This window comes from Erwinia sp. LJJL01, assembly GCF_047300805.2.
Lineage (GTDB): Bacteria > Pseudomonadota > Gammaproteobacteria > Enterobacterales > Enterobacteriaceae > Erwinia > Erwinia aphidicola.
Genome location: NZ_CP178576.1, coordinates 1265582 through 1278439, shown reverse-complemented (window position 1 = coordinate 1278439; position 12858 = coordinate 1265582). Strand labels below are relative to the sequence as shown.

At 57.6% G+C, this 12858-nt stretch carries 13 protein-coding genes; all 13 read right to left on the bottom strand.

Going from position 1 to position 12858, the window contains the following annotated elements:
* Positions 1 to 24: 24 nt before the first annotated feature.
* The 13 genes from ACLI4M_RS06710 to ACLI4M_RS06650 all read right to left on the bottom strand — a co-directional run bounded on the left by ACLI4M_RS06710 (position 25) and on the right by ACLI4M_RS06650 (position 12855).
* On the bottom strand, positions 25 to 762 hold the full coding sequence (locus tag ACLI4M_RS06710) for an SDR family NAD(P)-dependent oxidoreductase (RefSeq protein WP_048917450.1): 738 nt from the start codon (positions 760 to 762) through the stop codon (positions 25 to 27).
* A gap of 1 nt (position 763) precedes the next feature.
* Positions 764 to 1003 carry an acyl carrier protein gene (locus tag ACLI4M_RS06705; RefSeq protein WP_133622648.1) on the bottom strand — a complete coding sequence of 80 codons (240 nt, stop codon included), beginning with the start codon at positions 1001 to 1003 and terminating at the stop codon, positions 764 to 766.
* Positions 1004 to 1017: 14 nt separating this feature from the next.
* Positions 1018 to 1809: a MaoC/PaaZ C-terminal domain-containing protein gene (locus ACLI4M_RS06700; protein WP_133622649.1), complete on the bottom strand. Its 792-nt coding sequence runs from the start codon at positions 1807 to 1809 to the stop codon at positions 1018 to 1020.
* Positions 1806 to 3059: a beta-ketoacyl-[acyl-carrier-protein] synthase family protein gene (locus ACLI4M_RS06695; protein WP_133622650.1), complete on the bottom strand. Its 1254-nt coding sequence runs from the start codon at positions 3057 to 3059 to the stop codon at positions 1806 to 1808. The genes ACLI4M_RS06700 and ACLI4M_RS06695 overlap by 4 nt, the downstream gene beginning before the upstream one ends.
* Entirely contained in the window at positions 3046 to 4440 is a 1395-nt protein-coding gene (locus ACLI4M_RS06690; RefSeq protein ID WP_099754634.1) for a TolC family protein, read from the bottom strand. The genes ACLI4M_RS06695 and ACLI4M_RS06690 overlap by 14 nt, the downstream gene beginning before the upstream one ends.
* On the bottom strand, positions 4437 to 6368 hold the full coding sequence (locus ACLI4M_RS06685; RefSeq protein ID WP_133622651.1) for an ABC transporter permease: 1932 nt from the start codon (positions 6366 to 6368) through the stop codon (positions 4437 to 4439). The genes ACLI4M_RS06690 and ACLI4M_RS06685 overlap by 4 nt, the downstream gene beginning before the upstream one ends.
* Positions 6369 to 6371: 3 nt before the next feature.
* Positions 6372 to 7523, bottom strand: coding sequence for an efflux RND transporter periplasmic adaptor subunit (locus ACLI4M_RS06680; protein WP_133622652.1), 1152 nt, complete (start codon positions 7521 to 7523; stop codon positions 6372 to 6374).
* Positions 7513 to 9627, bottom strand: a complete 2115-nt coding sequence (locus ACLI4M_RS06675) for a peptidase domain-containing ABC transporter (protein WP_133625003.1) — start codon at positions 9625 to 9627, stop codon at positions 7513 to 7515. Before ACLI4M_RS06675 ends, ACLI4M_RS06680 begins: the two co-directional genes overlap by 11 nt.
* A gap of 8 nt (positions 9628 to 9635) precedes the next feature.
* Positions 9636 to 10586 (bottom strand): ABC transporter, encoded by a 951-nt coding sequence (locus tag ACLI4M_RS06670; protein ID WP_133622653.1) that lies wholly within the window; start codon positions 10584 to 10586, stop codon positions 9636 to 9638.
* A gap of 5 nt (positions 10587 to 10591) precedes the next feature.
* The gene (locus ACLI4M_RS06665; RefSeq protein WP_133625004.1) at positions 10592 to 11257 is read right to left on the bottom strand and encodes a DsbA family protein; all 666 of its coding nucleotides are present in this window, start codon (positions 11255 to 11257) and stop codon (positions 10592 to 10594) included.
* A gap of 74 nt (positions 11258 to 11331) precedes the next feature.
* Positions 11332 to 11529: a DUF4762 family protein gene (locus tag ACLI4M_RS06660; RefSeq protein ID WP_048917458.1), complete on the bottom strand. Its 198-nt coding sequence runs from the start codon at positions 11527 to 11529 to the stop codon at positions 11332 to 11334.
* A gap of 88 nt (positions 11530 to 11617) precedes the next feature.
* On the bottom strand, positions 11618 to 12283 hold the full coding sequence (locus tag ACLI4M_RS06655; protein ID WP_133622654.1) for a DNA-binding response regulator: 666 nt from the start codon (positions 12281 to 12283) through the stop codon (positions 11618 to 11620).
* 23 nt (positions 12284 to 12306) lie between these two features.
* Positions 12307 to 12855: a fimbrial protein gene (locus tag ACLI4M_RS06650; RefSeq protein WP_099754638.1), complete on the bottom strand. Its 549-nt coding sequence runs from the start codon at positions 12853 to 12855 to the stop codon at positions 12307 to 12309.
* Positions 12856 to 12858: the final 3 nt, after the last annotated feature.

The window sequence follows — 12858 nt, the reverse complement described above, 5'->3', positions numbered from 1 at the left end:
CAGCTATTTCGCGGCGTGGGTTAATCAGGCCGAGAGCCCACCGTCAAGCACCAGCGTCTGCCCGGTTAAATAGCTGCTGTTATCACCAATCAGAAAGGCGGCGGCCTGGGCCACATCCACAGGATCGCCCAGCCGCCGTAGCGCGATATTTTGCCGCATCGTTTTCAGTTTCGCGGCGGGCACAGCCTCAATCATTTCGCTGGCGATTAATCCCGGGGCCAGGCAGTTGACCCGAAGACCAAACCGGCCAACCTCCCGCGCCAGCGAACGAGCCATGCCAATCATCGCCGCCTTGCTGGCGGCATAGGCCGTCTGCCCGCTGTTGCCCTGAAGCGCTGTGACGGACGACATCAGCACGATCGAACCGCTTCCCTGCGTCATCATCTCGGCAAGCAGCCCCTGGTGCCAGTTCATCACTGAGACCAGGTTGTTATCAAGAATTGCGCGCCAGTCCTGCGCATTCTGATGAATGTGCAGGGCATCGCGGGCGATCCCCGCGTTATGAATAATGGCGTGCGGTGCGCCAAACTGTTCGAGTAACGACCCGGCGACCTGCGCGACGCGCCCGTCATCCGTGCCGTCGCAGCATACCCCTTCAACCCAGGTGTCGGTGCCCATACTCCGTGCCTGCGCCAGCGTCGGCGCAATGCTCTCTGCGCTGCGGCCGGTAAAGACGATGTTCCACTCGGTCAGCAGGTGCATAACCAGCGCCTTGCCTATTCCCCGGCTGCCGCCGGTTATCAATATCCATTTGTTGGTCATATTAACGCGCCATCTCCTGCTCAATAAGCTGACAAAGCTCTTCGAGGGTCATAAAGGGATGATTGATAAACATATCGGCCGTCAGCGTGACCTTAAACTCGCGCTTTGCCAGCACCATGAGTTCGACATAATCCAGGCTATCCAGCTCAAGCTGTGGCAGCGTCGTTTCTGGCGTGATGTCGCCGGGTTCCAGATCTTTTGCATCGCAGATCATTTCGCTGATTTTGCGGTATACAGTCATAATATTATCCTTATTTATGCTATGGCCACCGGGCCAATCTTGAGAGTGACGGCAGTGCTGATAAAGTGATTGCGCGAGTGGGTTCTGGCTGCAATACGAATAATCGCACCCTGCTGAAGATCGCCGATGACCATCACCGGCAGCGTTTCCAGCGTCAGATTTTCTGCCGGGTCGTACGGATGCCAGTCTGCCAGCAGGCGGTGGTCAAAAAGGCTTTCCTGATGCGTCTGAATCACGGGAATGTGGGCGAACAGGGCTTCCAGCGTCGTGCCCTGCGGCAGCATAGCGGCGACGGCCTCCTGACGAAGCAGCGCCTCATCTTGAATCAGGTGGCGAAACAGCAGCGCGTCGAGGAAGTGCCAGCGCTGTCCGGCAGATAAAAGCGAGGCAAACTTCTGCTGAAGTCGCGTCAGCGTGGGGCGATCCAGCTCGCCGCGGCTGACGTTGACGCTGTCGACGTCCGGCAGGGCAGCGGTGGGTGCGATCTGGCAGGTGAGGCAGGTTTCTCCGCTGGCCGGGTCGCGAACGATGGCCGCTGCCGCTTTTTTCTCATCGCGTATCAGCTGATAGGGCATGTCACACCACAGCGGTCTGCGCAGGCGCACCGTGCATTTCAGCAGGGGGGCATCGCTGGCAGATGGACTGATTGCGGCTTTGACATCAAGTAACGCGCGCATGCCGTGTACGCTAAGATGCGCTGCGCCCTGTTTTTTTGCCCAGGACGCGTCGAAATGGACAGGATTGTAATCCCCGGAGAAGCCTGCCCAGTCGTGTGCATCGCTCAGGGTGTAGTGCAGCGGCATCATGGGTGTTTTTCCAGGATCAGTGCCGCATTGGCTCCCCCAAAGCCAAAGCTCAGGTTCAGCGTGCGGCGAATGTTCCCGGCGCGATGTCCCTCAACGATATAGTCGAGGTCACAGAGCTCGTCCGGCTGCTGATAGTTGGCGGTTGCCGGCATGGTGCTCTGTGCCATCGCCTGCAGACAAACAATGCTTTCAAAAACGCCTGCAGCGGAGATGAGATGGCCCGAGTAGGACTTGGTGCTGGAGACGGGGATCGCGTATGCGGCCTCACCGAGCGCCATCTTCAGCGCCTGGGTTTCATTGAGATCGTTCAGCGGCGTTGAAGTGCCGTGAGCATTGATATAGTCCAGCTGCGTGGGCGCCAGCTGCGCCTGATGCAGGGCTTCAGTAATGGTTTTAACGCGCGCGAGACAATCCTCAGCGGGCGACGTGAAGTCCCAGGCATCGGAGAAGTTTGCGTAACCGGTGATCTCCCCGAGGATCGTTGCGCCGCGCGCCAGGGCACTTTCGCGTTCTTCAAGGCAGAGTACCGCCGCGCCTTCGGAGAGCACAAACCCACTGCGGTGGGCGCTGAACGGGCAGCTGGCGCGTTGTGGATCGGACTGCTCCTTACTTAACGCTCCCAGAACGTCGATGTTCCACACCGCACAGTGGCTGGTCAGCGACTCACCGGCGCCGGCCAGCATCATTTTTGCTCTACCGCTGCGGATCACCTCGCAGGCATCGCCAATCACCATTGTACCGGTGGCGCAGGCAGCAATAACCGTATTTTGATAGCCGCTTAGCCCCCAGAACTGGCTGCACGCGGCCGTGGTCACGCTGGGCATCGCGAAGAAACAGTTAAACGGCGAGGTGACGCCGGTGGTAGCAAACTCCTCCTGGGCGCTGTAGCTTTCATCCAGTCCCGCCCAGCCTGTCCCCATAATCACCCCACAATCCAGCGCAGAATAAAATGCCCGCGGCAGCGCCTCACCAAAGGCCATCGCCATCGCCTGGCGCGCTGCGCCGACCGTCAGACGCGCAAAGCGCGGCAGCTTACGGCGGATCGCTGCGGGTACACCTTTCAGGCTTGGCTCCTCATCGATCAGCCCGAGAAAACGGGTATGGATGCCCAGCTCAGTTTTATCCACGTAGCGGTAGCCCCGGCGGTATTCCATGATCGACTGCCAGCTTGCTGCTGCCGTTGCGCCAAGCGGCGTGACGGCACCGTATCCGGTCACAACCACGCGTTTTCCCTGATTATTTAACGTCATTATTTAATATCCTGTATTGCGTTTTGCCACCCCCCTGCGCCAGCCAGAGCTGAAGCGTGGCGTAGAGGTAATCGTATTGCGTTTGTGCAAGGGTATTTTCCAGCGTCAGCAGATCGTCCTGGGCGTCCAGCAGCGTTTTAAAATCCACCGCGCCAGCGCGATAGCGGCTTTCAGTCAGGGTTAAACGCTGGCGGCCCAGCGACAGCGACTGCTGCAGGCGGCTGCGCTGCTCCGCGGCGCTGAGGCGCTTCTCCATCGCGTTATCCACCTCGGCGAGAGCGGTATACGCGGTGCGGCGAAAAGTGATGGCCGCCTGTTGGATCGCCAGCCCCGACTGCCTGACGGTGAGCTGTGTGGTATTCCACTGGATAAAGGGCAGCGCGAGTGACGTGCCGACGGTGCGAACGGGGTCGCGGAACCACTGGCTAAACGCCTGGCTTCCGGCATTCAGAGCAGCATTCAACGACAGCGAGGGGTAGAAGCTCAGCCGCGAGGCGTCATAGCCCGCCAGTGCCGCGCGCAGGCGTGACTCAGCCGCCTGAATATCGGGGCGATGGGCAATCACCTGCAGCGGCGTTTTTTCCCGCACCGGCACGCGCTGGCTGGGCAGCAGGAAGGCGGCCTCCGCCGTGTGCTGCTCCGCAGGGCGGTTAAGCAGCAGCGCCAGCGCATTGCGCGCGTTTTCACGCTGTTGCTGCAGCGTGCGCAGCTGGTTCTGATGCTCAATCAGCGCCTGCTGAGAGAGCAGCACATCCAGCTGTCCGACCTTGCCTGCCCGGAACCAGGATGCCACCTGCTGCGCCGTCTGTTGCGAGATCGCCAGGCTTTGTTGCCGGTTGCGGATCTGCTGGTTGTAGAGGGCAATGTTCCAGTAAAGCTGCGCGGTGGTGCCAATGGTGGAGAGCACCGTGGCCTGATAGTCCTCAGCGCTGGCGACGGCCTGCCATTCGCTTTGCTCGCGAACACGCGCCAGCTTGCCCCACAGATCCAGCTCGTAGCTCAGGCTTAACTGGCTGCTGTAGCTCTCGCTGGTCGCGGCGGCGCCGCGCAGGTGCTGGCTGTTGCTGGCACTGCCGGTCAGCTCCACGTTCGGCGACAGGTTAGTGGCGGTTAGCCCGGCGGCCACGCGCGCCTGCTGCAGGGTAATGGCCGCGGCGGCCACATCGTTATTAGTGGTCAGAACCTGCGTGATGATGCGCGACAGCGTGGGGTCGTCGAAACGTTCCCACCAGTTGTCATACCGCCGATCGAACCGATCGGACCGATCCACAGCGGGCCAGCGCTCGGGCAGTGAAAGCAGCGGGCGCTGATAGTCACTCTTGCCGAGGTGACCGCAGCCGCTCAGCAGCAATATCGCGGTAAGTAAGGCGGGGATCTTCATTCTCGCGCCAGCGCCTCCATCGGGTTAAGTCGGGCAGCTCTGCGCGCCGGAAAATAGCCGAACGTCACTCCAATAGCCGCGGAAAACAGGCAGGCGATGACCAGCGGAAAGAGGGTAAAAACCATCGTGAACTCATCCGTTATCAGAGAAAACAGCGTACCTACCAGCCACGAACCGGCGATGCCTGCCAGCCCGCCCAGCACGCAGATGGTGACCGCCTCGATCAGAAACTGATTCATAATGTCCGACGGCCGCGCACCGACAGAGAGGCGAATGCCGATTTCATGGGTGCGTTCCGTAACCGATACCAGCATGATATTCATGACGCCGACGCCGCCGACCAGCAGCGAAATAGCGGCAATCGCCGTAATCAGCAGCGACATCGAGTCCGAGGTTTTTTGCAGCGCCGTTGCCAGCTTATCGTCGGTCTGGGTAAAAAAATCCTTTTTGCCATGACTGCGTACCAGATGATCCACCGCTCTGCGCGTCGCTTCGGCGGGCTTCAGCGTCTCCTGAAAGCGCAGAGTGATGGCTTCGAGCGGTTTGTCGCCGGTGATGCGCTGCTGTAGCGAGGTGTAGGGTATCCAGCCGCTGACAAAACCGCCGATCATCTTCGGCCCGGGGCGGGAGGCCACGCCGATCACGCGCCACGGCGCCCCGGCAATCTGTACGATCTTCCCTAGCGGATCTTCACCATCCGGAAAGAGGGCATCACGGCCGGTTTCATCAAGGATCAACACCGGTTCGCTTTCAGCCACATCCCGTGCGCCAAAGCCGTGTCCCTGTACGAACTGCAGTCCCTGTAAGGCAAAGTAGTTCTGCGACACGCCGTTCAGCATGACGGAAGCGTCGTAGCCTTTGCGCACGGCTGTCGTCATGCTGCTCAGCAGCGGGGAGACGCCCACCACCCACGGGAGTTTTTCCAGGCTGCTGACATCATCCATTGACAGAGCACGTGTCATATCCGGGCGCTGATTGCCCCAGCCGCTACCGGGATGGATTTCCAGCGTGGTGGTGCCGAACTTACCAATTTCATTCATGATGGTCTGACGTGCGCCTTCACCCACGGCCATGGAGGAGACAACGGAGGAGATGCCGATAATAATCCCCAGCATGGAGAGAAAGGCGCGCATGCGGTGCCCGCGCAGGGCGCGCCAGGCCATGCGGAAAGATTCCGTCAGACTGCGCGTCAGCGAGGCACGCCCGTTATCCTGCTCAGGCAGGGAGACGGGCGTAGCTGGCCGGGTCTGACGGGCATCTTTGATGATTCTGCCGTCGCGGATCTCAATCACCCGCTGCGCCTGGCGGGCAATCTGGTGGTCATGGGTGACGATAATCACCGTGTGACCTGCGGCATGAAGCTGATGCAGTACGTCCATCAGGGCTTTGCCGCTGACGCTATCGAGCGCTCCGGTCGGCTCGTCGGCGAGGATGACCTGCGCCCCGTTGATTAACGCCCTGCAGATGCTGACGCGCTGCTGCTGACCGCCTGAAAGCTGGGTCGGGCGATGATGAAGGCGTTCGCGCAGGCCCAGCTTGTCTGCCAGGGAATGAATACGGGCGTGACGCTCTTTTTCCGGCATCGCGGTATACAGCGCCGGCATGGCGATATTCTCTTCCGCCGTCAGATAGGGCATTAGGTGGTAGCGCTGAAAAATAAAGCCCAGATAGCGACTGCGCAGTTCGGCAAGATGCTGGCTGTCGGCCAGGTGTACCGCCGCGCCATCGATCAGCACCTCGCCGGAGGTCGGGCGGTCCAGGCAGCCAATGATATTCATCAGGGTAGATTTACCGGAACCGGAAGCGCCGACGATGGCCACCATCTCCCCGTGCCCAATGGTGAGTGAGATATCGCTTAATACCGGTAGGGTTTGCGTTCCGGCACGAAACGCCCGGCAGACATGGCGTAAGATGATTATGGGTTCCATGGATTACGCCTGGCCTCCGTCCGGGGTCAGTGCCACCCGATCGCCGGGCTGAGCCCCCGCCAGCACTTCGGCGTACTGACGGTCGGAGATGCCAATATGTACGGTGCGCGAGTAGAGTTTGCCGTGATTAAAGACGCGGATGCGGTAGTGGTTGGCCTCCAGCGGCTGCCCCAGTGCGGCCAGCGGAATGCGCAGCACGTTGTTCGCTGCAGCAATGCGGATAAACACCTGAGCCGTCATCGAGGTTTTCAGCTCGCGGTCGGCGTTGGGCACGGTAAAGGTGCCGGTGTAATAGACCGCAGAGGCCTGCTGATTGGTGCTATTTCCCCGGCTGTTTTGCTCTTCCAGCGCCTCCTGGGGGGCCGGCTGCACGTAGCCCATCTCACTGTCGTAGCGTTTGTCGGGATTGGCGATAACGTAAAACTGCAGCGGCTGGCCAGGATGGATCTTCTGAATATCCGCTTCGGAAATGCGCGTCTGTACCTGCATGGTGTCGAGATCGGCCAGCACCAGGATCGTCGGTGCGGTTTGCGACGACACAATCGTCTGCCCTTCGCGTGTCACAATACCGAGTACCTCGCCGTCCATTGGGGCGACGATGCGGGTATAGCCAAGATTCGCGTTGGCCGTTTTCACCGCCATTTCACCCTGCACAATCAGCGCGTCGTTTACCGCAATTTGCTGCTGCTGCGCATCGTACTGTGCCTTCGCCTGTTCAAACTCACTGCGAATGCCGGAGCCATCGCGCATCATCATCTTCTGCCGCTGATACTCCTGGCGGTAGCGCAGCAGCGTGGCTTGCGCCGCCAGCTTCTGCGCCTTCGCGCTGGCTAACTGCGCCAGCGCATTGTTCAGTTCTGACTCCTGGAGAGTGGGATCGATCTCGGCCAGCAGCTGGCCTTTACGCACAGTGTCGCCCTGCTGCACGTAGAGCTTGCGCAGCTGGCCATTCACCTGGGCTCCGACGTTAACCTGCACGGCGGGTTTCAGTATGCCGGTGACCATGACTATTTTTGTGATGTCACCACGTTCAAGCGTTTCAAGCTGAAGGCTTTCCTGTGGGGAAGATGAGGTGTCGAAGGCTGCAATGGCGGCGAGGGTCACGGCTATCGCCAGCACACAGCCTGTCGCTATCCAACGGGGTCTAAGCTTCACGTCGCGGCTCCTGTGGCGTCAGTTGGCCTTCAGCGAGACGATAAACGCGATGAAAACCGGACATCACCTGTTCGCTATGGGTCACGACAATCAATGATTTTCCGTTGCGCTGACAGTGGGCGTGGAGGGCTGCCATCACGATGGCGGCCGTTTCGTCGTCAAGATTGGCGGTCGGTTCATCGAGCAGCAGAACCGGACGTGAGCTGTACATCGCCCGCGCCAGCAGCAGACGCTGACGTTGCCCCAGCGACAGCGCGGCGTGGCTTTCGCGGATCAGGGCGTTAATCCCGCCGGGCAGGCCGCGCACCGCGTCCCCGAGCGCAAGCGACTCCAGCAGTGCCTCAATGCGCTGCTGGTCGCGCTCGCGATAGGCGGCATCAAACAGGGTAATGTTTTCGCGTACGGAGGCGTTAAACAGGATATCTTCCTGGCTTTGCAGGCAGACAAACTGCGCCAGCTGCTGGCGAGGTAGCGGAATATCACCGGCATAGCAGGTGCCCGCCTGCGGCGAAAACAGCCCGGCAATCAGCCGCAGTAAGGTGCTTTTCCCCGCGCCGGACTCACCGAAAATGGCTATCTGCTCACCGGCCGCCAGAGAGAAAGAGACCGAGTCGAGAATCGTTTTTTCCGCATCCCAGGCATAGCGAATGGCCTCAAAGTGGAGATGTGGCGGGCTGTGCGCCAGGACCGGTTCGGGCGGGGCGGCTTCTGCACCGTTTTCCGCTGGCAGAAACAGGCTGTGCGCGCGGCCGTCAATGATGTGCAGCTGAGACTTCTGGATCACCGAGTAGAAGATGCGCGTAATGTATGAGGTAAAGATCTGGCGCAGAAAGCTGTAGGCAAAAAAATCGCCCAGCGAGATCAGCTTGCTGTGGACCATGGGCAGCACCAGCAGCATAAAAATCACCATCTCTATGCTGCCCGTCAGCTGGTAAAGCCCCTCTTTTACCTGCTGATAGATTTTTTGCCGCTGCAGGCAGGAGAACAGATCGCGGCTATAGGCAGCGAAGGCGATCTGGCGCTGGCTCTCCAGCCCGGCGGTTTTGACCGTCAGAACGCCCTGTAACGTCTCCATAAAGAAATCGTTCAGTGCCGCACCCTTCAGCTGTAGCTGCTGGGTGTACCAGCGATCGCGGATCACCGCCCAGATGCTGATTAGGCCCATGACCGTCACGCCGACGGCAGAAATGGCCGCCAGCAGAGGGGCGATCCAGAACATGATGGCAAGGGAGATGACGGCGATCACCCAGTCGGAGCGCAGACTGTTGTCGAGCTCGATCTTTTGTAGCATTCCCGACTGCCAGGCGGTGAAACGGCTGAAAATCTCCCCCGGCGCGCGCTTTTCAAAAAAGCGCAGCGGGTTGTTCAGCAGACGCGAGAAGCCGAGGCTGCTGTTGATCAGCACGAAGCGTTTGATAAACCTTTCGCTGACGATCCTGACACCCATTGCCATCAGCGTGGAGACAATAAACGCCACGATAAATGCCCCGTAGGGGAAGGTGTCGCTCCCGGTACTGGAGAAGGCCTGGTTAATCGCGTTGCTCACCATCGTTGGCATCAGAAACAGGCTAAGCGACACCAGAAAAGTCAGCATCATCAGCCGGTAGATCCCCGGTACGGCGGCGGTCTCTTTCAGGCTCATAGCATGCGGCGCGCGCGGCGCTTTGCTCTGCGGGGGTTCAGCGATCTGAGCGGTCAGATGCGTGTCAGGATCGACAATCAGGGCATAGCCGCTGATCTCCTGCTTCAGCGCCGCCAGCGGCAGCCACTGCTCTCCTATCGCCGGATTCATCACGCAGGCGTGATTGCCTTTGCGGTAAGCCAGCAGCACAAAGTGGCTGGCACCGTAGTGCAAAATGGCCGGTAGCGGCAGATCCCGCAGCTCAGCATGCTCAAACAGGACCGGCGTAGTGGCCACGCCCAGGCGGGCCATCATCTTCATCAGTGCATCAAGTGAGGTGCCGTGATCGGAAGCCGGAAACAGCTCGCGCAAGGTTTCCAGAGAGACGCGGTGCCCCTGGGTTTGGGCCAGCATCGCCACACAGGCGAGACCGCACTCGTTGGTCTCTTCCTGAAAAATAACATCGGGGATCGTCGTTTTCATCATGATGTTCAGTGATTAATAAAATAGAGAGAGTGGTTGTGCCAGAGCAACCAGTCCTGGGGACGGGTTCGCAGCGTCTGTTCGATAATGCCAGGCAGGGCGCCGGGCACCGCTTTAGCCGCCACGGGGGCATGAATATGGATATGCAGGCCGCGATCGTAATAGAGATGATAAAAAACCACCTGGGCGGAGATGGCAGCAGATAGGCGTACCACGCCGTTGTGTAACTTTGCCGCGCGTCCAAACAGACGGCAGGGCAGCTTAGCCGCCAGCGCGCCCTCTGCCTGCAGGGTATAGTCCGGAGAAATATCCGGGAAAATGATCATATTCTGCTGACCATCGATGACGTCGTTCAGCAGCGACATCAGATCGCCAGCCAGCGCCTTATTCTGCTGATGAATAGAGCAGTAGGAGAGCTGGATGCCACCCAGCGCCCGCGTGTGGCGGTTATAGCGCGCCGCACTGGCGGAGACGACCACGCTGGCTCTCCCCGGCGTCACGCTGGCGCCCACCATCGCGGCCAGCACATCGGAGACGGAGTGTAACGGCGCGAGAATAATCGGGTGCTTTTCGCGGTGCAGCGGTGCCACTACCGCATCAAGCTGTCTGGCGCAGCGCTGGATCTGCTGCAGAAGTGCCGGGTTCTGCCCCCAGGTGGCCGCTTCTTCCAGCAGGCGACGGCGCACCGCAATCCACGCGGCGTTGATCTGCCCAGTCTGCCCCGTCAGACAGCGGTAGTTCTCGGTTGCCACCGCATTTTGCAAACGCCAGCCCCGGCCGACAAGACGCAGTGCGCAGAGCGCCCTGGCGACCGCGAGTAGCGCGGGCAGATAGCCGTATCGCAAAATTTTGCGCAGTATCACCATGGCCGCGCGCGACCCCAGACTGCGTAATGCAGCAGTCCGCTCAACGCCATTTCTGACGCTAAAGACGATACGGATCAACAGAAGCTTCAGCACTGGGATCACTTATCCTCGCTGAGCAGCTGCCGCATTCGGTCGGCAAACGCCGGGAAATCGCGATCCTGAGCGACGACGTAACGCCGGTTAATAATAAAAATTGGCGTGGAGCGGATAGCGTAATGCCGGGTCACCTCCGCCATATAGTTCAGGCGATTTTTTACTGCGTCACTCTGACTGACACGATGATATTCCCCCACGTCGATATTATTTTTTGTTAGCCAGGCTTCAAGCGCTTCGCCATCGCTGAGATTGATATTGCGCGTAATGATGGCGTTATAGGCGCTGTCGCGATACTTCTCTTCAATACCCATCTCTTCCAGCGTGGCAAATAGCGGAGCGTAGACGGCCAGGCCATTATCGTCGCTGGTGATGTGAATCGCTTTGAACTGGCTTCCCGCCGGCAGCGAACGTGCGAATTCGGCGAGGTTATCTTCATTCGCGGCACAGTAGTGGCAGCCAAGAGACATCACCTCAATAATGGTTTTATTGTCCTTAATAGGGCTGTTTTTAACCTCTTCATCGCTGACCTCACGAAAAGCTTGCGTCTGGTTAACGTCAGAGGAGAAGGTATTAAACACAAACAGGTGATAGCACAGTACGGTTATCAGTACAGAGATTATAATCAGCAACAGGGAATAGCCGATAAATGTGCGGCGTTTAATCTGAATAGTCATCTTCATCTCGTTATGAAACAGAAAAATACCCGGAAAAGAGTGACTCCGGGTATTGGCCCTTCAAGGGATTAGTTCAACACGCCACAATTGCTGCTGGCCGCATCTTTTGATGTGCTGGAAATAACCGTACCGTGCTTATCGGTGCAGGTTGTGACCAGCTTACAGGACTTCACGCTACCTGATGTAATCAGCTGATAGGTGCTTTCACAGGTCTTACAGGTGCCACCAATAATGCGTGCGGCTTCGACAGCGGTCACTTTTTTCATCTTTATTTCCTTACTTTAGGTTGATTTTGCAGACAGGTGCTGCGCGATACCGACGGAAAACCCGGCGGTAAATATCGTATTTATTCCCTTATCTTGAGGGGTTAAGCCATTTGAACTTCTCAAAAAGAGCGATGTTATTTTTTATATTTAGCCTTTTCATTAGCTTGCGCTTTACATAGCTAATTTTTCGGATGTCCGTGTCCGCCTGATGGGCAATATTTGACAGGGATTTCCCTCTCAATATCTCTTCAATTAACCACCACTCATTACAGGAGATTAAATGATGGACATCACCACTGCGTATAGTGTTACGGGTATAATCTATCAGCGAGTAGCTGAACCGGTTTTCATTGGCTTTTTTTTGATTCAGTCCATTAAGAAAAGCAGGGATATGCTCCATTTTTTCATTTTTCATTAACCAGTGCGCCTGTGGAAACAGGTTGTAGATGGTTAAGAAAAATGGCATATGATGATTGCTTAGCATAATGACCAGCTTTTTGTTCTGGTGCTTATAACAACCCTGCATTCTGTTCAGCATCACAAAACGCTCCATAGGGAGCATATCTAAATCGCAGAAAAGCCACAGGTGTTGGTTACCCTCGATCCTGCTTTTAGTTCGATCAATAAGCTGTTCGTAATCATCCGTTAGCGAAAATGACACATTTCTTGTTTCACGAAATAAAGATGAAATGCTCGCCTTCATCCCCTCAAAAAAGTAGGCATTTTCGTCATAAAAAAAACATCGATACGTCATGCTGAAAATCCCTTTTGATGCCGTTACTGATAATTCAATATGTAGTTTGCCGTGGCGGTAAAAGGCCCGGTGGTCAAGGTTTCTTTTGATAGCGCTTCAGGCTCTGCGGCGACAAAAGCTTTAAAGTTCAGCTGCATCATCCCGCTTTTAAGCGTGACAGGAAGCGTTGCCACTCCCAGTTGGATCGGCGTGTTATCTTCTTCCAGCAGTCCGATGCCAATACCGCTGGCCCCATTGGATGTCGAGGGCTTTATCGCCAGGTGGTCTTTCAGATTGGGGTTTTCGCTGCCGCTAAAGGTTACGGTGACGGTACTTGCCAATTGCGGATTACAGTCCTGTAGCTTGAGCGTGAAAGCAATGGGTTCACTTTTCTCAGAGTGGTAAAGATCGCGCGTGGAAATTTTGCCAAAATCTACCGGTGCACTTTCCGATTCCGGAGCGATGCTGCAGGGGATAGCCACCACAACGCCTTTAAAATCCAGCTGGCCACCAATCAGTTCGCCAGCGGCCTGCGCGGGACCCGCAAGAAGCAGAGGCAGCATCAGTACGAGACCAATAATGATATTTTTCATTCT